Here is a 19,887-nt window from a genome sequence, read left to right as displayed (position 1 = left end):
AGGACGACCACTTCCGATGCGTGCCAGCTTCATTCTCGGCGAGGTCTTCACCGGCCTGCGCCGCAACATCACCATGACGATCGCAATGATCCTGACCACCGCGATCTCGCTCGCCCTGTTCGGCGGCGGCCTGCTCGTCGTGCAGATGGCGGGCAAGACGCAGCAGATCTTCCTCGACCGCGTCGAGGTGCAGATCTTCCTCACCGACGACGTCTCCAGCTCCGATCCCGACTGCGTCCAGGACATCTGCCGTGGCCTGCGGTCCGACCTGGAGAACACCGACGCGGTCGTGTCGGTGCAGTACCTCAACCGTGAGGACGCCGTGGCCGACGCGAAGGAGCGGGTGTTCGCGGACCAGCCGGAGCTCGCGTCGATGGTGAGCCCCGAGGCGCTGCCCGCGTCGTTCAAGGTCCGGCTCGACGACCCCGACCGGTTCGGGGTCATCGAGGACTCGTTCGCGACCCGCCCCGGAGTCGACAGCGTGCTGAACCAGCGGGACCTCGTCGAGCGGCTCTTCAGCGTGCTCGGCGGCATCCGCAACGCCGCGTTCGCGATCGCGATCGTGCAGGCGATCGCCTCGGTCCTGCTGATCGCGAACATGGTTCAGATCGCCGCGTTCACCCGTCGCACCGAGGTCGGGATCATGCGGCTGGTCGGCGCGACCCGCTGGTACACGCAGTTGCCGTTCCTGCTCGAGGCGGTCGCGGCCGCCCTGATCGGTGCGGTGCTCGCGATCGTGTCCCTGTTCACCGCGAAGAACCTGTTCCTCGACGACGTCCTCACCGACGTCTACGACGCCAACATCGTCGCCCGGATCTCCAACAGCGACATCCTCCTGGTGTCGCCGATCCTCATCCTCGTGGGTGTCGGCATGGCTGCCGTCACCGCGTACGTGACGCTGCGGCTGTACGTGCGGGAATAACCGGTTGTCCGATCGAACTATCCTAGGGTCGTGGTGAAACCGACTCACCCGCTGATCACATGCTCACCGCAGTGGACCGAAGGGGCCCGGACGTGAAGGAAAAGGGCCGGAAGGTCATCGCAACGAACCGCAAGGCGCGGCACAACTACACCATCCTCGACACGTTCGAGGCCGGTATCGCGCTCGTCGGTACCGAGGTGAAGAGCCTGCGGGAGGGCAAGGCGTCGCTGGTCGACGCGTTCGCCACCGTCGACTCGGGCGAGGTGTGGCTCCGCGGCCTGCACATCCCCGAGTACGGGCACGGCAGCTGGACCAACCACTCGCCGCGGCGCACCCGCAAGCTGTTGCTGCATCGGCGCGAGATCGACAACCTCGTCGGCAAGTCGCGGGAGGGAAACCAGACCCTGGTACCGCTGTCGATGTACTTCAGCGACGGCAAGGTCAAGGTCGAACTCGCCCTCGCGAAGGGCAAGCAGGACTACGACAAGCGTCAGGACATCGCCCGGCGCACCGCCGAACGCGAGGTCACGCGGGAGCTGGGCCGTCGCGTCAAAGGTATGAGCCGCTGACCGCTGTACTCCTGGCGTTGGTCGCTGCCGTCACCTACGGGGTGAGCGACTTCGTCGGCGGTATCGCGTCCCGTCGCGTAGCGGCGCTCCGCGTCGTACTCGTCTCGTACCCGGTGTCGCTGGTGATCGCGCTCGCCGTCGCGCCGCTCGCCGGTGGTTCCCCGACCTGGTCGACCACGATGTGGGGTGCGGTGTCGGGCGTCGCGTCGGGCTTCGCCATCTGGTGGTTCTACCTCGCGCTCGCCGACGGCCCGATGTCCGTGGTGTCGCCGCTGACGGCCATCCTCGTCGCGGGGATCCCGGTGGTCGTCGGATTCGCGGCCGGGGAACGGCCCGGCGGGCTCGCCATCGCCGGCGTGGTTCTGGCTCTCGTCGCGGTCGTGCTGGTCAGCCGCGAGACGCCGGAGACCGCGGGCGAGGCGGTCGACGGTCACCGGGTCGGGTTCACCCCGAAGGTGGCGTGGTTGACGGTCGGGGCCGGGGTGGCGTTCGCGGTGTCGTTCGTCGGTCTCGACCGGATCGGGGACGACTCCGGACTGTGGCCGCTGGCGGTGTCGCGTGCGGCGGCGACCGCGGCGGTGTGGGTGGCCGCCGCGGGAATGGGTCAGTTCCGGTTCCCGCCCCGCTCGGTGGTCCGGCTCGCGATCGGGATCTCGGTGCTCGACGTGATCGCGAACGGGGCGATGATGTACGCCTTCTCCGGCGGCATGCTCTCCCTCGTCGCGGTGATCGGCTCCCTGTACCCGGCGGCGACGGTCCTACTGGCGATGACGGTGCTCGGCGAGCGGGTGGGCGGGCTGCAGAAGGTGGGGATGGGCCTGGCCGTCGCCGCCGTCGCGATGATCGCCGTCGCCTGACCCGCGTCCCTGGCTGTGGCCGAAGGCGGCCTTCGTTCGGTCAGACCGAACGAAGGCCGCCTTCAGCCGCGGCGGGTGGGGGCCAGTGGGTCAGGGGCAGTGGGTCAGGGGCAGTGGGTCAGGGCCGGTGGGTCGGGGGCCGGATGGTCAGCGGCCGGCGGGGACGGCGCCGTCACCGGTGTAGCGCGCGGCGACCGCGGCGGGCATCACCTCGTAGCGCAGGTGCATGCGCGCGAACTCGGCGGTGCCGTGGGTGAGCGAACGCAGGTCGACGGGATAGCGGGCGAGTTCGATCTCCGGCACCTCCGCGCGCAGCAGTGCGGTGCCCGGCTCGGTGGTCTCGGTCCCGAGCACGTGGCCGCGCCGCGCCGACAGGTCGCCGAGCACGGCACCCAGGTAGTCGTCGGGCAGCGTCACGCGGACCGCCGCCACCGGCTCGAGGAGCCGGATCTCCGAATGCGACGCGGCGTCCTTGAGCGCGAGCGCCGCCGCGGTCTGGAACGCCGCATCCGAGGAATCCACCGAGTGCGCCTTCCCGTCCACCAGCGTGACCCGCACGTCGACGAGGGGATGACCGGTGGCGACACCTGCCGCCAACTGGGTGCGCACCCCCTTCTCCACGGACGGGATGAAGTTCTTCGGGACGGCGCCGCCGACCACCTTCACCGCGAACTCGAAACCCTCCCCGGTCGGCAGTGGCTGCACCTCGAGATCGCAGATCGCGTACTGGCCGTGGCCACCGGACTGCTTCACCAGCCTGCCGTGCCCGGACGCACCGGTGCCGAACGTCTCCCGCAGCGCCACCTGGTACGGCACGGTGTCGACGTGCACCCCGTGCCTGCGCCGCAGCCGGTCCAGCGTCACCTCCGCGTGCGCTTCGCCGGTGCACCACAACACGAGCTGGTGGGTTTGCGGGTTCTGCTCCAGCCGCAGAGCGGGATCCTCGACGAGCAGACGCGTCAGCGCCTGCGACAGCTTGTCCTCGTCGGCCTTGCTGTGCGCCTCGACGCCGATCGGCAGCAGCGCGTCCGGTCGTGGCCATGCGGGCAGCGGCAGTGTGGACGGATCGTCGGTGATCGTGTCGCCGACATGGGTGCCGGCCAGCTTCGGGATGCACACGATGTCGCCGGCGACGCCCTCGGGGATCGGCCGGGTGGTGGCGCCGAACGGTCCCGACAGCGTGGTGATCCGGTCTTCGACGGTTTCACCGGCCGGCGTCGGTGACGCGGTCGAGGTTCCGCGGTTCACCGACTCGGTCGGCCGCTTCACCCACACGTGCGTGTCCGGCCGCAGGGTGCCCGTGTACACCCGCACCAGGTTGATCCGCCCGACGTAGGGGTCGCCGGTGATGCGCATGACCTGAGCGGTCAACGGTATGTCCGCGTCGGACACGGGGCCCGGACCCACCCGGTGCGTCGGATCGGGGAACGACCCGGCTATCAGGTCCAGCAGTTCCTCCGCGCCGAAACCGGTGTCGGTGACGGCGAGCGCGGGATGCAGTGTGCAGTCGGTGATTTCGTGGCGCAGGCCGGCGAACAGCGCGTCGGTGTCGAGTTCCTCACCGCCGAGGTAACGCTCCATCAGGGTGTCGTCGAGGCCGGAGATCGCCTCCACCAGCGATTCGCGGGCGGCGGACGTGTCGACGTCGGCAGGGACGTCGCCGTGGTGGCGGCCGGTGAGCAGATCGACGGTGCCGACGGGGACGCCGTCGCGGACCACCGGGATGTAGATGGGACGCAACGTGTCCGGCCCCAGACCGAACGCGTCGTGGCAGGTTTCGAGGATGTCCTCGAAACTTTCGCGCGCGAGATCCAGTTTCGACACGACGACCGCGCGTGGGACCCCGAACTCGACGCCCGCGCGCCAGATGGTGCGGGTCGCCGCGCTGACCGGGTCGGTCGCGGACACGACGAACACTCCGGCATCCGCGGCCCGGAGCGCGGTCAGCATCTCGGCCTCGAAATCCGGATGCCCGGGCGGGTCGAGGACGTTGATCCGCACGCCCTTCCAGTCGAGCGGCAGCACCGAGAGTTGCACGGACCGCTGCTGCTGGTGCTCGATGTCCTCGTGGTCGGAGACGGTCGTGCCGTCCGACACCCGGCCGGCCTTGCCGACGGCGCCCGCGGCGAATGCCAGGGATTCGGCCAGCGTGGTCTTCCCGACGCCGCTGGCCCCCACGAGCACGACGTTGCGGATCTGTTCCGGACCGGTGACGGGCGTGACCTGCGCTGCGCGAGCTGAGGTTCGGTCGGCCACGGCGGCCTCCTGGCGGTTGCGGTGTCGGCTGCACCTCGAGTCTAGGCCCACGTGCCCACCGCGGCCGGACGATTCGGCTACTTCGCGACGCGCTCCCACATCTGCAGATACGCTTCGGCGCCGCGGCTCATGTCCTCGATGATCCGGTCGCTGTCCGGGCCCGCCGCGGTCCGCATGTCCGCGATCCAGTCGGGAATCAGTCCGTACTGGGCGACGCCGTCGGTGTTCAGGTCGAAGACCCGCTCGCCGGTCCGCTGGCGGTCCATCACCGTCCCGCCGTCGAAGGTCGTGTACGGGTAGATCAGGGGGTTCTCGGCCGCGTCCTTCCGCGGGGCCGCCTGCGGGCCGAAGCCGTTGGTGTCGGCGCCGTAGCCGAACCCGAAGTAGTAGTCCTCGCTGCGCTGCGCTCGGGCGTCGCGCCACGCCGCGACGAAGCCGGGGGCACGGTCCGCCTTCGGATCCTGGCCCGGTTCACGTTCCTGCGGGTCGAGCTGGCCGGCGTACAGCGCGACGAACCCGCCGAGCGCGTAGATCCGCTGGTAGAACAGTGGATCCGACCAACTGTGGCTGGACACCACACCGGAATAGCCCGCGTCCTCGAGAATGCGGAGCGTCGCGTCGGCCGTCTTCACGCTCATGTGGTCGATGTCGACGATCATGCCGCGGTCCGTCATGCCGCGGATCATGTGCTCGCCGAGGGGGGTGAGGCCACGGACGTTGCACAGCGGTCCCTCGGGGTAGACCGGCGTGGTGACGCCGGCGGGCAACGCGGCGAGGGCCTCGGCCGGACCGTCGCCCACCGACAGCAGCGGGTTGTCGTGCTCGGCGGTCGTGCACGGCTCCGCCTCCCAGAACCGGCCGGTGCCGAGGAAGTTGCCCGCGTTGACCGCGACCCCCTGCACGCCGGAGTCGAAGCGGACGCCGCCGAACGCGTTGTCGAACTTGTGGGTCACGATCATCTGCCGGACCCCGAGGTCGTACACCTCGTCGAGGCCGCGGTCGACGTCGGCCTCGGTGCACTGCGCGACGCCGTGCCGGATCCCGCAGCCGAACGGCTCGGACACCTCGATGCCGAGGGTCGCCGCAAGTTTGCCCGCGGCCGCGACCTGCCGGACCTCCTCGGGCGAGCTGACGATGCGGAACCAGCCGCGACCGGGCCCGCCGTACTGGGCGTCGATGTAGTCCTGCACGGCGTGCGCCTGCGCGGCCTGCGCGCGCACGGTGTCCATGTCGTTGCACGACCCGCTCTTGAGCGGATAGACCTCGCACAGCACGTGGTTGTTCACCAGCAGATTGGTGAAGATCCGCAGCCCGCCGCGCCAGGCCCGCTCGACCCACCGGTAGTAGGTCTGCTCGTGGGTGAGCGAATCGTGCGCCGGCCAGTCCTCGAACGTGGGCCAGCCGGTCGTGTCGTGCTGCTCGAACGGGGTGCCGTGCGAGATCACGTTCTCGAGCAGTGCGGGCAGGCCGTCGGTGCCGTGGTCCGGGCAGTCCCGCAGCGCGACGGTGATGCCCTGCGGGTCGAACGGGGTGCCGCAGTGCACGTCGCCACCGATGAAGAGGTTGGCGTCGAGATGGACGTGGGCGTCGATGAAACCGCGGACCTCCCCGTTCGGTCCGGTCCCGGACAGCGGGGTGCCGGTGGCGTTCACCTCGGAGTCCGGGAAGTCGGCGCACCCCGACGCCGGGACGAGGGTGAAGCGTCCGCCGTCCGGGTCGAGGCCGGGTTCGGACGAGTACAGGCGCCCGTCGTGCGTGGTGAGCTGGTTGCCGTTGTCGGTGGCGGTGAGGCTGTACACGCCGTCGGTGTGGGTCAGGGTCCAGTCCGTCGCGGGTGTCGCGTCGCGGGTGGCGACGATGCCGTTGCCGCCGCCGTGGGCGAGCATCTCGCCGCCGCGGCCGTAGAACATGAACCGGCCGAGCTGGGCGGCGTGCACGCGGAATGTCTCGGCGTCACCCTGGCGGGCGTCGACGCGGTAGCCGTCCGGGGTGAGACGGGTGAAGTGGCCCGACTGTTCGGAGCGGAGGGCGTAGCAGCCGTTGGCGAGCCCGAACACGGGATCGTCGCCGGGCGCGGTGGGCGCTGTGGCGGGTGCGGCGCCTGCCGTCGACACCCCGAGGGCGAGGGCGAGGACCAGTGCGGGGACGAGCGAGCGTCGTGGGGCTGCGAATGTCATGGGCTGTCCGGAACTCTTCCGCCGAGGAAACCGTGTCACGAATCATGAGTCGAGCAGGGTCCGGAGAGTACGAGCGGCTTGGACGATTGTCCAGCATTTGGGCCGGGCGACACGCCGACGAAGAGCGGGGATGATTTCTCGGCCGCGGGACGTTACAGTGTGTGGTCCCAGCATGGTGCTGGGTACGTACGGGGCTGAACGGTTTCGACTGCGTACGTTGAGTCAGGGGAAGCGTGTCGGTGCAGGCAAGAGACCACCGTAAGCGTCGATGCAACCAATTAAGCGCCGATTCCAATCAGCGCGACTACGCTCTCGCTGCCTAAGTAGCGAAGCGTGTCTGTCAGTCCGATCTCGCCCTCGGGTCGGGTACTGGCATCAGCTAGAGGGCTCCACCGCTCGGCTCGGTCACGGAGTCGGACGGGACATCCAACAGTGACTGGGATCGTCATCACGGCTTGTTCGCGAGACCGGGAGATCCAAGTAGAGGCATAGCGAACTGCACACGGAGAAGCCCAGGCGAAGCTGCGTAGGACCCGGGTTCAATTCCCGGCAGCTCCACCGAACGAGGCCCCGGACCACACGGTCCGGGGCCTCGCCCCTTTCCGCACTAGTCTTGTCGACGTGACCCCCGGCGACCCCGACACCCCGCAGGCCGTCGACTTCGCGCACACCGACGCGGCGTCGAGCCGGCGCCGCGACAAGGCGCTGGTCCTGGCCCGGTTCGTGTGGGACCACGCCATCACCTCCGCCGAACTGCTCGCGATGCCCGACGATCGGCTGCGGCGGCTGGCCCGCGCCGCGGGAGCGAACCCGCCGAGCACGCGGGAGACGTGGACCGTCGTCGCCGACCTCCTCGACGAGAAGTCCCGGTGGGCGGCGGCGCATCCCGACGACCCGCGTGCCACACCCGCGCACGGCGACGAGAAGATCACGTGGGTCAAGCCGCCGCTGCCGCCGTGGCCGACGAACTGAGCGGGCTCGGCAGTTGCACCTGAGCGGGCTCAGCAGTTGCTCGGTGCCGGGATGCCGGCGAACCGGTCACCGAGGTAGCCGAACACCCCCGGGATCCCGGCGATCGACGCCGGCCCGTGGTCACCCGGCAGGACGTTGAGCAGCACTCGCGTCCCGGACGCGCACCAGTGGCTCATCGTCGCGGCGGTCGAGGCGAGCGGTGCCAGCTGGTCCCCGGACCCGTGCCACGCGAACACCGGTGCTCGCGGAGCTCCCGGATAGCTGATCAGGCTGTTCTCGTCGAAGACGGTCCGCATCGGAGGTTCGAGGATCCGTCCCGGTTCGCTCGTCACCTCGGCGGTGCTGTGGCCGGCGCCGTTGTCGATGATGTCCTCGGAGCAGCCGTCGACGATGCGGTCGCGCAGCGCGGCGCCGGTCGGTGTGAGGAACGGTGACACCGCGATCCGCGTCGGGTACTCCCGCTCGAGGCCGAGGGTGGCGGCGAACGCCAGCCCGAACAGGGGGTGCGGCGCGAGTCCCAGACCGGCGGCCATCTCGTTCAGATTGGTCGGCACACCGCCCTGCGCGACACCGACGATCGGCAGTTCGGGTGCGTAGGTCGGGGCCAGTGCCGCCGCCCAGCCGGTGGCCATGCCGCCGCCCGAGTAGCCGACCAGGCCGACGGCGCTGTGGCCGACCCGGGCCTCGGGCAGCCGTTGGACGGCGCGGATGCCGTCCAGTGCGATCTGCCCACCGAGCCGGGCCGCGCCGTACGCGCTGTTCGGGCCGAGGTGGTCGGGGATCGCGACCGCCCAGCCGCGCAGCAGGATCGGTCCGATCGCCGGCGCCTCGGTGAACTGCCCGTCGAACAGGCTGTGAGACGGGGCGCACCGGGTGCCGAGGGAGTTGATGATGGCCTGGTACGAGACGAGAGGTCGGTCCACGCCGCCGCGCGGCACCATCAGTGTGGTCGTCGCGGCGATCGGGGCGCCGGACGAGTTCGTGGAACGGAACAGGATCTGCCAGCCGTCGGCGTTTCCGTAACGTGACACGTCGACCGGACGCACCCCCAGGACGTCGCCGTTGGCGTGGGCGCCGAGATCCGGGGGCGCGACGTGGAAGACGTCGGGATCCGCGCCGGGGAAGGTGGGTTGGGCGGAGACGATCGGGGCGGTGCCCATCAGGGGTGCGGTTCCGAGCAGGGCGGCGGCTGCTGCGGCTCCGAGCAGCCGGGTGAGAATCGAACGCATCAACGGACCCTTCCTGCCGGTCGGTGTCGGGTCGATCAGCTCGAGATCGGTCGCCGGAGCACGGCGCCGAGAGATCGGCGCCCGGGTGGCGTTCGAGAGTCGGAAGAGGATCAGCGACCTCGCGCCGAACCCGGCGGCGTCACATGATGTGGATCACGATAGCCGGGTTCGGCGGCGAAGGTGGCCGGACCGGTGAGGTCGGTCGGGTCGATGCGTGTTCGGAATGCGGTGGCGGGGTGGGACCCGTCCCTGCTTGCCTGCCCAGGCGCAGGTCGGCGGGTTGCTAGCCTGTCTCGATGGGATGGGACGAGGGTGTCGACGCCGCCGGAAACCTGCCGCTCCTCGCGCCGGGGACGGAGTTGCCGATGTTCCCGCTGGGCGCGGTGCTGCTGCCCGGTGAGGAGCTGCCGCTGCAGATCTTCGAACCGCGCTATCTGGCGATGGTCGACCACTGCGTGGCCGCACCGGACCGGATGCGGTTCGGTGTCGTGCTGATCACACGCGGCCATGAGGTCGGCGGCGGCGACGAGCGGACCTCGGTCGGCACGGTCGCGCGGATCACCTCCTGCAGTCCGGCGGCCGGCGGCCGGCTTCTGCTCGGATGCGTCGGCGGGCATCGGATCCGGGTCGACGACTGGCTCGACGACGACCCCTACCCGCGGGCCCGGGTGCGGTCGTGGCCGGACGAGCCGTCCGCGGTCGGTGCCGCGATGGTCGCGGAGTTGACCGACCGGATCGCGGAACTGACCGATCTCGCCGGCGCCGCGTCACGCGCGCGGGGCTTCACGGCGCCCCGGTTCCCGGACTGGGAATCACTCGACGGCGATCCCGGTCGACGCGGATTCGCGCTCGCCCGGGCACTGCCTCTCGGCGCGATCGATAGACTGCGGGTGCTGTCCGCGCCGGGTCCTCGTCAACGGGTGGCGGCCCTGATCGACGCGCTGGACGACGTCGTGGCGGCGCTGCGGTTCCGGCTCGCGGATCCGGGTGGCGGGGAGGCGTGATGCGCGGTGAGGCGGGACCGGTCGCGGTGGTCGCCGCGGGCGGTGCCGTCGGCGCCCTGGCGCGGTACGCGCTGTCCGTCGCGATGCCCGTGCACAGCGGAACGATTCCGTGGGCGACCGCGACCGCGAATGTGCTCGGCTGCTTCCTGATCGGCATCCTGATGGTCCTCGTCGTGGACGTGTGGCCGGCGCACCGGCTGCTGCGGCCGTTCCTCGGTGTCGGCGTCCTCGGTGGCTTCACCACCTTCTCGACGTACGCGGTCGAGGTGCGCGGGCTGTACGCCGACGGCCACGCGCCGGTCGCCGTCGCCTACCTGGCAGGCAGTGTCGTCGCCGCGCTCGTCGCGGTGATGACGGGACTGTCGATCACCCGGGCCGTCGTCGGCATCCGGACCGGAAGGGGAACCTGACATGGCTGACGCGGAACAGACCCCGGTACTGGTGTCACGGCCGGAGTTGCGGCTGTCGATCATTCTCGGTCTCGACGACCTGTGGCACCACCGGCCGAAGTACCAGGAGATCGTGCGCCGGGCCCGCGACGCCGGGCTCGCGGGCGCCAGTGTCTGGCGCGGCATCGAAGGCTACGGTGCGTCGTCGCACATCCACACCACCCGGCTGCTCGACCTGGCGGACGGGCTGCCGGTCCTGGTGGTCGTCGTCGACGAGGAAACGCGGATCCGCGGATTCCTCGACACCGTCGCCGAACTGCTGACCCACGCCACGGTGACCGTCGAGCCGGTCGAGCGGGTGCACGTGAGCGACAGCCCGGCGTGACGACGGTTCTGCTGGTGCTCCTCGGCGGCGCGGTCGGGGCTCCGGCACGCTTCCTCCTCGACCGCGCGGTGCAGTCCCGCCACGACACCGCCTTCCCCTGGGGGACGCTGTGCGTCAACGTGATCGGATCCGCGATCCTCGGTGCGCTCGCCGGCGCCGCGACCTCCCACGACAGCGCGCTGTGGACCCTGGTCGGCACCGGTTTCTGCGGCGCGCTGACGACGTTCAGCACGTTCGGGTACGAGACGGTTCGCCTGCTCGAGGACCGGGCCCGGCTGCTCACCGCCGCGAACGTGACGGTCACCCTCGTGGCCGGGATCGGTGCCGCGGTCGCGGGCTTCGCCGCCGGAGCGGCGCTGGTCGGCTGAGCCGTCGCGGCGGGCATGGTGCGGCTCCCGCGGCGCCGTGATCGAATGACGGAGCACGTCGACGGGCGGGCAATCACAAGGGAGGGCATCGTGACACACGATCGGGCGGGTCAGCCGGCACAGGCGGGAGATCTGGAGGATCTGGCACACCTGGTGACGGCGTACTACACGCGCACGCCCGACGCCCTGAACCCCGACCATCGGGTCGCGTTCGGCACGTCGGGGCACCGCGGCTCCAGCCTCGACGACGCGTTCAACGAGGCGCACATCCTGGCGACGACGCAGGCGATCGTCGAGTACCGGGCGGGCAAGGGCATCACCGGTCCGCTGTACCTCGGACGCGACACCCACGCGCTGTCGGAGCCGGCGTGGACGAGCGCCCTCGAGGTGCTCGGCGGCAACGGTGTCGACGTGCTGATCGACGCCGCCGATCGTTTCACGCCCACCCCGGCCGTCAGTCACGCCATCCTGCGCCACAATTCGGATCTGCCGACCGCGCTCGCCGACGGGATCGTCGTCACCCCCTCGCACAACCCGCCGCGCGACGGCGGCTTCAAGTACAACCCTCCGACCGGCGGTCCGGCCGGCTCGGACGCGACGTCCGTCATCCAGGACCGCGCCAACGAACTGCTCGCCGCGGGACTGGACGGGGTGCGGCGCGTGCCGCTGGCCACCGCGCTGGCGACGGTCGCCCGCCCGTTCGACTACCTCGGTACCTACGTCGACGACCTGCCGAACCTCGTCGACCTCGACGCGGTCCGCTCCGCCGGGATCCGCATCGGCGCCGACCCGATGGGCGGGGCCGCCGTCGACTACTGGGGCGCGATCGCCGACCGGCACCGGCTCGACCTGACGGTGGTCAACCCGCTGGTCGACGCGACGTGGCGGTTCATGACCCTCGACAGTGACGGCAGGATCCGGATGGACTGCTCGTCGCCGCACGCGATGGCGTCACTGATCGGGGCCCGCGACCGCTTCGACATCGCCACCGGAAACGACGCGGACTCCGATCGGCACGGCATCGTCACCCCCGACGCCGGACTGATGAACCCCAACCACTACCTGTCCGTCGCGATCGAGTACCTGTACACCCACCGCCCCGGGTGGGGCGCCGGCACCAGGGTCGGGAAGACCCTCGTCAGTTCGTCGATGATCGACCGGGTCGTCGCCGGCCTCGGCCGGGAACTGGTCGAGGTGCCGGTCGGGTTCAAGTGGTTCGTGCCGGGCCTGCTGTCGGGGGAGCTCGGGTTCGGCGGCGAGGAGAGTGCGGGCGCGTCGTTCCTGCGCCGCGACGGCCGCGTGTGGACCACCGACAAGGACGGCATCGCGCTCGCGCTGCTGGCCTCCGAGATCCTCGCCGTCACCGGCACGTCGCCGTCGGCGCGGTACCGCGACCTCACCGCACGGTACGGCGACCCGGCGTACGCGCGGGTGGACGCACCTGCCGATCGGGCGCAGAAGGCGACGCTGGCTGCCCTGTCACCGGAGGCGGTCACCGCGACCGAACTCGCCGGCGAACCGATCACCGCCACCCTCACCGCGGCCCCCGGCAACGGCGCCCCGCTGGGCGGGCTGAAGGTGAGCACGGCGAGTGCGTGGTTCGCCGCACGCCCGTCCGGCACCGAGGACAAGTACAAGATCTACGCGGAATCGTTCCGCGGACCCGACCACCTCGCGCAGGTCCAGGACGCCGCGCGCGACCTGGTGTCCCGCGCGCTGGCCGTGGCCGGCTGAGCGATAGCGTGGGGCGGTCATGACCTCAGCAGAACCCGCCCCACATTCCCGCTCCACCCGGCTTCCCAGCGAGATTTGGGTGCTCGTCAGCGCGAGCTTCGTCGTCGCATTGGGCTACGGGATCGTCGCGCCCGTACTTCCGCAGTTCGCGGTCAGCTTCGACGTCGGCGCCTTCGCCGCTACCGTCGTGATCTCGTCGTTCGCGTTCATGCGGTTGGTGTTCGCGCCGGTGAGCGGCTCCCTCGTGCAGCGGCTCGGCGAGCGACCCACCTACCTGACGGGGCTGCTCATCGTCGCCGCGTCGTCCGGTGCGGTGGCACTCGCGTCGAACTACTGGCAGCTGCTGGTCTTCCGCGGCCTCGGTGGCATCGGTTCGACGATGTTCACCGTCTCCTCGTTCGGCCTGCTGATCCGGATCGCACCCCCGACCATCCGCGGCCGCGTCGCCGGGCTGTACTCGACGTCGTTCCTGTTCGGCAGCATCGGCGGCCCCCTGGTCGGGGCCGCGCTCGTCGGGTTCGGGTTGCGGGTGCCGTTCCTGATCTACGCGGGGGCACTGCTGATCGCGGCCGCGGTCGTGTACGTCCGGTTGAAGGGCTCGGCGTTGGCCGTGCCGGAGCAGACGTCCGGCACGGCCACCATGACCTTCCGTCAGGCGATCCGCGCACCGATCTACCGGGCGGCCCTACTGTCGAATCTCGCCAACGGCTGGGCGGTGTTCGGCGTGCGGATCGCGCTGGTGCCGCTGTTCATCGTGCAGGCACTCCACGCCGGCGACGGCTACGCCGGCATCGCGCTGACGGTGTTCGCGGTCGGCAACGCCCTCGTCCAGATCCAGGCGGGACGCCTGTCCGACGTGTACGGCCGTCGACCGTTCGTCCTCACCGGACTGGTGATCGCGGGCATCTGCACCGCAGGCATCGGCTTCAGCCCCAACCTGTGGGTGCTGTTCGCCCTGTCGGCGTTGGGCGGCATCGGGTCCGGTCTGATGAACCCGGCGCAGCAGGCCGCGGTCGCAGACGTGGTCGGGTCGAAGGCGCGGGGTGGTCCGGTGCTCGCCGCGTTCCAGATGGCGTCGGACGTCGGGTCCGTCGTCGGACCCCTGGTGGCGGGTGTGCTCGCCGAGCAGCTGTCCTACGGGACCGCGTTCGCGGTCACCGGTGCCCTGACGATCCCCGCGATCGCCGCGTGGCTGCTCGCGGGCCGGTCAACCCGGGACACCGACGCCGATCACGAGACCGACGAGGTACGTCGCCCCGACCGCGACGAGACCGAACAACAGTTGCCGTAACGCACCCCACACCAGCGGCCGTGACGTCAGGTGCGCCGTCGTCGCACCGACCAGCAGGAGGCCGAGACAGCCGACGGCCAGCCCGGCGATCAGGGACTCGAACCCGAGCAGGTACGGAATCAGCGGGATGATCGCGCCGATCGCGAACATCAGGAACGACGACGCGCCCGCCACCAGCGGTGACGGTTTCTCGGTGGGATCCACCCCGAGCTCGTGCGTCAGGTGGATCGTGACCGCCTGCGCGGCGTCGCGATGTACCTCCGCCGCCGCGACCCGTGCAGTCTCCTCGGTCATGCCCATCTCCACGAACGTGCCGACGAGTTCGGTCTGCTCGGACACCGGATGCCGAGCCTGCGCACGGGCCTCCACCTTCACTTCCGCGTCGATCTGCTGGTTCGCCGTCGTCACCGACGCGTACTCGCCCAACGCCATCGAGAACGCACCCGCCGCGAGTCCGGCGATTCCGCTCATCACGATCTCGTGCGCCCCGAGGCCGGCGCCGCCGACGCCGGCGAGCAGAGAGGTGTTCGTCACCAGGCCGTCCATTGCGCCGAACGCCGCGGCCCGCAACCAGCCGCCCGAGACGTCCGCATGGTGGTGGTCGAACTCGTGCGGCAACGCGCCGTGTGGCAGTGCCGGCCCGCCGGCGTGTGGCAGTGCCGGCTCGCCGGCGTGTGGCAGTTCCGGTTCGCCGGCGTGCGGAAGTTCCGGCTCGTCCATGGTCCGAATCTACGTCGGGGGACCGGCGGGACCGGACCGAAACGCCCCGCTCGCTCTCAGAACGCGCTCAGCCGGAGATGGCAGAGTACAGGGGTAGTTACCGCTCGAACCATCCGGACCGGAGGACCGCACCAGTGAGCAGCAAGAAGGTCAAGCCCGTCAAGGCCTCGCCGCAGCCGACCTCGAGTCGATCGACGTACGTACTCGGCGGCATCGCGGTCCTGGTGATCGCCGTCGTCGTGATCGCCGGGGTGCTGTGGAGCTCGAATCGCAGCAAGCCGCGCAACGAGGGCTACGGCGGCGTGTCCAACTCCGCGGTGCAGGTGTCCGCGGACGAGAACGGCGTGATCCTGCTCGGTGTGCCGAACGCCGCCACGACGATCGACCTCTACGAGGACCCGATGTGCCCGTACTGCGCGCAGCTCGAGCACACCAACGGTCAGGAGATGGCCCAGAAGATCGACGAGGGAGCCCTCGCGGTCCGCTACCGCACGCTCGACTTCCTCAACCGCCTCTCGGCCAGCGGCGACTACTCCACGCGCGCCGCGGCCTCGCTGCTGTGCGTCGCCGACAGCGGTAACGCCGTCGCGTTCTCCGCGTTCCACACGGCCCTGTTCGCCGAGGACGTCCAGCCGGAGGAGAACGGCGACTCCGACCACAGCAACGCCGAGCTCGCGCAGATCGCCAAGGACGCCGGCGCCGACGACACGGCGGTCGCGTGCATCAGCGACGGCACCAATGTGGAGAAGGCCGCGGCGTCCGCGCAGGCCGGGCGTCAAGCACTCGTCGCGACCGGCGCGACCGGCACCCCGGCCGTCGTCACCGCCGACGGCACCGTCGTCGACGCCCTCGGCAACCCGAACTGGCTCGCCGACCTGAACTGACCCGAAAGACGGTGGGCGCCGCGCAGGCGCCCCCCGTTTTTCGCCCCTGACCAGCCGATTTGTTGCGCTGACCGATGGTGGTGTAACTTTTTCCAGGCGAGAGCGGAACGGCCCGAAACGGCCGAGACACTCTCACGCTGGTAGGAAAATTCAACATCGCGGGGCTATGGCGCAGCTGGTAGCGCACCACACTGGCAGTGTGGGGGTCAGGGGTTCGAGTCCCCTTAGCTCCACTTCAAAACCCGCAGGTCAGATACTGTTTCTGGCCTGCGGGTTCTTCGTTTCTCCGGCCAGGTGGCTAGAACGTGGCCAAATCCCTCGCGAACGTGGCTCAGCCACGTGGCCACCGCCTTCGAGAGAGGTTTGGGACCGGCCCACCATTGCTGAGCCGCGAGACCGGCTGGTCACGGCGGACGGACCGCACGAGATGCCGACGCTGCTCGAGGAGGAGCTGATGCGACGGCTGCGGGACCGCCGCCTGGGGCGACCTCGCCGGTGGCGCAGGCTACTTCGACCAGGCCCACTTCGGCCCCGAGTTCCGGGCATTCACCGGGCTCACGCCGACCCGGTACGTCGAAGTCCGGCGGCGGTTCCGGCGCGAATCCCGGCCACGCGCTGGACGGCTGGCCGCTGCCGGCCCGATTGATTTCTTACATGAGCGACAGCTCACGACACGCTAATTTTGGGGCACCCCAAAGCGAAGGAGAGCCCCGTGGGCAAGGTGGTCATGTACAGCTCGGTGTCGGTGGACGGCTTCGTCGCGGACGAGAAGGACCGGCCCGGACCGCTGTTCGACTGGTTGTCCAGCGGTGACGTTCCGTTGGACGAGAGCGGCGAGGTGAAGGTGTCGCAGACGTCCTACGACTACACCCGGCCGTACTGGGACCAGATCGGGGCGACACTCGTCGGCCGCCACGTCTTCGACATGACGGACGGCTGGGACGGGAAGCCTCCGGGCGGGATCGACCACGTGGTCGTCGTGACGCATCGGCCGAAGCCCGAGGGCTGGGACCCCGAGGCGCCGTTTCACTTCGTCGACGGCGTCGAGGCAGCCGTGGCCAAGGCGCAGGAGCTTGCGGGTGACCGCGTGGTCGAGGTCGCCGCTGGAGACGTCGGTGGCCAGGTGCTTGCCGCGGGCCTGATCGACGAGGTGCGCATGGACGTCGTACCCGTCGTGTTCGGGTCCGGCAAGCGCTACTTCGGGTCGGTCCACGCGCAGCACCTGTTGGAGGATCCTGACGTGGTGATTCAGGGCAACCGGGTGCTTCACCTGCGCTATCGGGTGCGCCGTTGACCGATCTGAGCGGGTACGCGAAGAAGTCCACTGTCTGAATCCGCCTGTCTCGAGTAGGGATCGGGCGATGAAACCGGCGCGCACCGGCGTGAGGTCGATGATCACGGTGACGTACTTGTCCCCGCGGCGGGTGTGGCGCCCCACAAGGTCCACATCCGGTGCACCCCTACCGGCGGATCGTCACCAGCAGGGTGGTCGGTCGCCAACCCAGCGGCGATGGTCTGAGCGATTCTCGGGTACTCCGAGGAGAACAGCGGCGGATCCTCCAGCAGCGCCGACCGCACCAGCCGGGCCGTTGTCCGGACCCTCGACGTAACCGAGCGTCACCTCGCCGACCGTCGCGGTTTCGGGACGTACCCGGCGGTCGCCGGTGTCGACGTCCTTCCACGGTCGCCGGTGTCGACGTCCTTCCAAGAGGTGGTGTCGCGGGGAGAACGTGTCGCGGAACCTCACGTGTTCGCCCCTGTCCGGCGATGATAGGCAGCGAGCGGGGTCGTCCCGCTGTGGTTGCGATCACCGGAGGGGACATGTCACAGGTCCGCGTGCACAACTTCTCGATTTCTCTCGACGGATTCGGTACGGGTGAGGGGCTGACCGTCGACGCGCCGTTCGGCCACGCGGGCCAGCGCCTGCACGAGTGGATGCTGGCCACCCGCAGGGGTAAGGAGCTCTTCGGCGAACCGGGTGGGTCGCTCGGCGTCGACGACGCGTTCGCGCAGCGCTACACCCTGGGTATCGGCGCCGAGATCATGGGACGGGGCAAGTTCACGCCGCAGACGGGCCCGTGGACCGATCTGGGCACGGACGACGAATGGCGCGGTTGGTGGGGGCCGAATCCGCCGTTCCACACACCGGTCTTCGTCCTCACCCACCATCCGAGACCGTCGATCGAGATGGAGGGTGGGACGGTCTTCCACTTCGTCGACGCCACCGAACACGAGGTGCTGGCCCTGGCCCGGGAGGCCGCGGGCGACCTGGACGTGCAGGTCGGCGGCGGACCGACCACCGTGCGGAACTTCCTCGCGGCCCGCCTGATCGACCTCCTGCACGTCGTCGTGGTGCCGATCGTGCTCGGCCGCGGTGTTCGCCTGTGGGACGGCCTCGAAGGCATCGAGGACGACTACGACGTCGAGACGGTGTCCGCGCCGAGCGGTGTCACACACCTGACCTTCACCCGCCGGACCTGAACCGGCACCGTCACCGGCCCAGCGAGCGGAGGCTGCGCGGCCCCCGGAACCGGCCACGCCCGTCGACGGTCGCCAGCACGACCCGATCGGGCCGGATCAGGGCCGCCCGCAGGCGGTGCCGGCTCAGCCAGCTCGCGGCGGCGGGAAGGTCGGCGATCGGCACCCGTCGTGCGTCGAGTTCGCGGACCAGCTCGTCGAGCGGGCCGCCGGGGGCGGCCCCCAGCAGCGCGAAGCCGTCGCCGAGCAGGTCGTCGGAGCGGCGACCGTCGGCGAGCACCCACTGCGGAAGCGGCGCTCCGATCGGGGCGGACAGCGCCGACGGGGTCAGCGCGCTGCCGCGCAGCCGTGGTGCCAGGACCCGCTGCGTGATCGGATCCGGGTCGGGCAGTCGGCCGAGGCCACGGAGCGCCGCATGCCCGATGCGTACCGGCGGCGCCGCCATCACCCGCCCGACGAGGACGGCACCGAGGATCACGCGGGTGACGTGGGCGCGCCGCTCCGGCTGGTACGTGTCGAGGAGGCGCTCGTCGGCCTCGCCCGCGACGACCGCGGCGAGTTTCCAGGCCAGGTTCATCGCGTCACGCTGTCCGGCACCGAGTCCCTGGCCGATGAACGGGGGTGTCAGGTGTGCGGCGTCGCCGAGCAGGAACACCGGGCCGCGCCGCCAGACGTCGGCGACGGTGGCGCGGTGCGAGTACACGGTGTGACGCAGCACGGTGACCGGGCCCGCGTCCGGTGGGAACCAGGGCGCGAGCAGTGCTCGGACAGCGGCCTCGTCGACCGGTTCGGGGGACGGCAGGCGGAACTCCCAGCGGTACCGGTGCTCGCCGATCTGCATGTACGTCCCGGACCGTGGGCCACCGCAGATCTGGTGGACGCCCGGCCACACGTCCATCGCGCGTTCGGAGTGGACGTCGACGACGAGCCAGTGCTGATCGAACCCGAGATCACGCATGCGCGCGCCGATCTGCTGCCGCAGGGGGCTGTTCGCGCCGTCGCAGGCCAGGACGTGGCCGGCGGTCACGGTTCGGACCCCGCCGATGTCGAGGTCGCGGACGTCGACCGCGGCGCCGCCGTCGGGTCGGGGTCGCACCGCGACGACCTCGTGCCCGGTGAGCAGCGTGGCCCGCGGGTGCCGCAGCAGGTTCGACCGGAGCACCTGCTCGAGGTCGGGCTGGTCGAACATGTTCGTTTCCGGCCACCCGTGCACCCCGACGGTCCGGTCGCGCCGGATCTCCACCAGCGTGCGCAGGTCCGGGTCGACCAGCCGCATGCCGAGGGCCGGTCGGCACACGGACGCGACCTCCTCGGCGACGCCGGCGGCCTGCGCTATCCGCAGCACCTCGTCGTCGAGGTGCACCGCGCGGGGGAGGGGATAGGGCTGCCGGTGCCGCTCGACGACGAGGCAGTCGACGCCGCGGCGGGCCAGTAGTGTCGCGGCGGTCAGGCCGGTCGGGCCCGCGCCGACGACGAGGACCGGGACGGTGTCGGCTCGCGGCGCCGCGTCGCTCTCCCGGGACCCGATCAGAGCGTGCTCGCGGCGCTCGGGAACCGCACCGGACCGGCGTCCTCGACGACACTCGAACCGACGATCCACGGGAGACGTTTACGCACGGCCGCGAAGATAGCCCAGACGGCCACCACGGTGT

At 70.5% G+C, this 19,887-nt stretch carries 18 protein-coding genes, 1 tRNA gene and 1 other RNA gene; 15 read left to right on the top strand and 5 right to left on the bottom strand.

From position 1 onward, the window contains the following. The first annotated feature begins 16 nt into the window (after positions 1 to 16). The 3 genes from ftsX (at position 17) to ACFYVR_RS15015 (ending at position 2,348) form a co-directional block, all read left to right on the top strand. Positions 17 to 922, top strand: a complete 906-nt coding sequence (gene ftsX, locus ACFYVR_RS15025; protein ID WP_387474364.1) for a permease-like cell division protein FtsX — start codon at positions 17 to 19, stop codon at positions 920 to 922. Between the two features lie 92 nt (positions 923 to 1,014). After that, positions 1,015 to 1,491: an SsrA-binding protein SmpB gene (smpB, locus tag ACFYVR_RS15020; protein WP_387474584.1), complete on the top strand. Its 477-nt coding sequence runs from the start codon at positions 1,015 to 1,017 to the stop codon at positions 1,489 to 1,491. Continuing rightward, positions 1,488 to 2,348 carry an EamA family transporter gene (locus tag ACFYVR_RS15015; RefSeq protein WP_387474582.1) on the top strand — a complete coding sequence of 287 codons (861 nt, stop codon included), beginning with the start codon at positions 1,488 to 1,490 and terminating at the stop codon, positions 2,346 to 2,348. The genes smpB and ACFYVR_RS15015 overlap by 4 nt, the downstream gene beginning before the upstream one ends. 147 nt (positions 2,349 to 2,495) lie before the next feature. Here ACFYVR_RS15015 and ACFYVR_RS15010 read toward each other — a convergent pair whose 3' ends face one another. Together ACFYVR_RS15010 and ACFYVR_RS15005 are read right to left on the bottom strand one after the other, a co-directional pair. Next, positions 2,496 to 4,604, bottom strand: coding sequence for an elongation factor G (locus tag ACFYVR_RS15010; protein WP_387474362.1), 2,109 nt, complete (start codon positions 4,602 to 4,604; stop codon positions 2,496 to 2,498). 77 nt (positions 4,605 to 4,681) lie between these two features. Beyond that, positions 4,682 to 6,781 (bottom strand): peptidase, encoded by a 2,100-nt coding sequence (locus tag ACFYVR_RS15005; protein WP_387474360.1) that lies wholly within the window; start codon positions 6,779 to 6,781, stop codon positions 4,682 to 4,684. 190 nt (positions 6,782 to 6,971) lie between these two features. Here ACFYVR_RS15005 and ssrA point away from each other — a divergent pair. After that, positions 6,972 to 7,342, top strand: a transfer-messenger RNA (tmRNA) gene (ssrA, locus tag ACFYVR_RS15000). 60 nt (positions 7,343 to 7,402) lie between these two features. Next, positions 7,403 to 7,753 carry a hypothetical protein gene (locus tag ACFYVR_RS14995; RefSeq protein WP_387474358.1) on the top strand — a complete coding sequence of 117 codons (351 nt, stop codon included), beginning with the start codon at positions 7,403 to 7,405 and terminating at the stop codon, positions 7,751 to 7,753. 29 nt (positions 7,754 to 7,782) lie between these two features. Here ACFYVR_RS14995 and ACFYVR_RS14990 read toward each other — a convergent pair whose 3' ends face one another. Further along, entirely contained in the window at positions 7,783 to 8,982 is a 1,200-nt protein-coding gene (locus ACFYVR_RS14990; RefSeq protein WP_387474356.1) for a lipase family protein, read from the bottom strand. A gap of 296 nt (positions 8,983 to 9,278) precedes the next feature. Between ACFYVR_RS14990 and ACFYVR_RS14985 the strand changes: the two genes are divergently transcribed. The 6 genes from ACFYVR_RS14985 (at position 9,279) to ACFYVR_RS14960 (ending at position 14,153) form a co-directional block, all read left to right on the top strand. Continuing rightward, the gene (locus tag ACFYVR_RS14985; RefSeq protein WP_387474354.1) at positions 9,279 to 9,986 is read left to right on the top strand and encodes an LON peptidase substrate-binding domain-containing protein; all 708 of its coding nucleotides are present in this window, start codon (positions 9,279 to 9,281) and stop codon (positions 9,984 to 9,986) included. Beyond that, positions 9,986 to 10,396, top strand: coding sequence for a fluoride efflux transporter CrcB (gene crcB, locus ACFYVR_RS14980; RefSeq protein ID WP_387474352.1), 411 nt, complete (start codon positions 9,986 to 9,988; stop codon positions 10,394 to 10,396). Before ACFYVR_RS14985 ends, crcB (ACFYVR_RS14980) begins: the two co-directional genes overlap by 1 nt. A gap of 1 nt (position 10,397) precedes the next feature. After that, positions 10,398 to 10,760, top strand: a complete 363-nt coding sequence (locus tag ACFYVR_RS14975; protein ID WP_387474350.1) for a DUF190 domain-containing protein — start codon at positions 10,398 to 10,400, stop codon at positions 10,758 to 10,760. Further along, the gene (crcB, locus tag ACFYVR_RS14970) at positions 10,757 to 11,128 is read left to right on the top strand and encodes a fluoride efflux transporter CrcB (RefSeq protein ID WP_387474348.1); all 372 of its coding nucleotides are present in this window, start codon (positions 10,757 to 10,759) and stop codon (positions 11,126 to 11,128) included. The genes ACFYVR_RS14975 and crcB (ACFYVR_RS14970) overlap by 4 nt, the downstream gene beginning before the upstream one ends. A 90-nt stretch (positions 11,129 to 11,218) precedes the next feature. Further along, a complete protein-coding gene (gene pgm, locus ACFYVR_RS14965; RefSeq protein ID WP_387474346.1) occupies positions 11,219 to 12,862 on the top strand; it encodes a phosphoglucomutase (alpha-D-glucose-1,6-bisphosphate-dependent) in 1,644 nt (547 codons plus the stop codon). 19 nt (positions 12,863 to 12,881) lie between these two features. Further along, positions 12,882 to 14,153, top strand: a complete 1,272-nt coding sequence (locus ACFYVR_RS14960) for an MFS transporter (protein WP_387474344.1) — start codon at positions 12,882 to 12,884, stop codon at positions 14,151 to 14,153. Here ACFYVR_RS14960 and ACFYVR_RS14955 read toward each other — a convergent pair. Continuing rightward, the gene (locus ACFYVR_RS14955) at positions 14,070 to 14,771 is read right to left on the bottom strand and encodes a VIT1/CCC1 transporter family protein (protein WP_387474580.1); all 702 of its coding nucleotides are present in this window, start codon (positions 14,769 to 14,771) and stop codon (positions 14,070 to 14,072) included. The genes ACFYVR_RS14960 and ACFYVR_RS14955 overlap by 84 nt on opposite strands. A gap of 236 nt (positions 14,772 to 15,007) precedes the next feature. Between ACFYVR_RS14955 and ACFYVR_RS14950 the strand changes: the two genes are divergently transcribed. The 4 genes from ACFYVR_RS14950 to ACFYVR_RS14935 all read left to right on the top strand — a co-directional run bounded on the left by ACFYVR_RS14950 (position 15,008) and on the right by ACFYVR_RS14935 (position 18,238). After that, on the top strand, positions 15,008 to 15,757 hold the full coding sequence (locus tag ACFYVR_RS14950) for a DsbA family protein (RefSeq protein ID WP_387474342.1): 750 nt from the start codon (positions 15,008 to 15,010) through the stop codon (positions 15,755 to 15,757). Between the two features lie 160 nt (positions 15,758 to 15,917). After that, positions 15,918 to 15,990 (top strand) — tRNA-Ala (locus tag ACFYVR_RS14945). Positions 15,991 to 16,469: 479 nt separating this feature from the next. Beyond that, positions 16,470 to 17,051: a dihydrofolate reductase family protein gene (locus ACFYVR_RS14940; RefSeq protein ID WP_387474340.1), complete on the top strand. Its 582-nt coding sequence runs from the start codon at positions 16,470 to 16,472 to the stop codon at positions 17,049 to 17,051. 527 nt (positions 17,052 to 17,578) lie between these two features. Further along, positions 17,579 to 18,238: a dihydrofolate reductase family protein gene (locus ACFYVR_RS14935; protein WP_387474338.1), complete on the top strand. Its 660-nt coding sequence runs from the start codon at positions 17,579 to 17,581 to the stop codon at positions 18,236 to 18,238. Between the two features lie 10 nt (positions 18,239 to 18,248). Here the strand turns inward: ACFYVR_RS14935 and ACFYVR_RS14930 are convergent, their stop codons facing one another. Beyond that, on the bottom strand, positions 18,249 to 19,835 hold the full coding sequence (locus tag ACFYVR_RS14930; RefSeq protein WP_387474336.1) for a bifunctional 3-(3-hydroxy-phenyl)propionate/3-hydroxycinnamic acid hydroxylase: 1,587 nt from the start codon (positions 19,833 to 19,835) through the stop codon (positions 18,249 to 18,251). Between the last annotated feature and the right edge of the window lie 52 nt (positions 19,836 to 19,887).

The sequence above is a fragment of the Rhodococcus sp. NPDC003318 genome (assembly GCF_042879035.1).
GTDB lineage: Bacteria > Actinomycetota > Actinomycetes > Mycobacteriales > Mycobacteriaceae > Rhodococcus_G.
The sequence above is the reverse complement of the archived record's forward strand: the minus strand, read 5'-3'. Positions and strand labels throughout refer to the sequence as shown.

Coding starts and splice junctions, on each gene's coding strand:
- ftsX (WP_387474364.1), top strand. CDS start 17: ATGCGTGCCAGCTTCATTCTCGGCGAGGTCTTCACCGGCCTGCGCCGC.
- ACFYVR_RS15005 (WP_387474360.1), bottom strand. CDS start 6,781: ATGACATTCGCAGCCCCACGACGCTCGCTCGTCCCCGCACTGGTCCTC.
- ACFYVR_RS14990 (WP_387474356.1), bottom strand. CDS start 8,982: ATGCGTTCGATTCTCACCCGGCTGCTCGGAGCCGCAGCAGCCGCCGCC.
- ACFYVR_RS14985 (WP_387474354.1), top strand. CDS start 9,279: ATGGGATGGGACGAGGGTGTCGACGCCGCCGGAAACCTGCCGCTCCTC.
- crcB (WP_387474352.1), top strand. CDS start 9,986: ATGCGCGGTGAGGCGGGACCGGTCGCGGTGGTCGCCGCGGGCGGTGCC.
- ACFYVR_RS14975 (WP_387474350.1), top strand. CDS start 10,398: ATGGCTGACGCGGAACAGACCCCGGTACTGGTGTCACGGCCGGAGTTG.
- ACFYVR_RS14960 (WP_387474344.1), top strand. CDS start 12,882: ATGACCTCAGCAGAACCCGCCCCACATTCCCGCTCCACCCGGCTTCCC.
- ACFYVR_RS14935 (WP_387474338.1), top strand. CDS start 17,579: ATGTCACAGGTCCGCGTGCACAACTTCTCGATTTCTCTCGACGGATTC.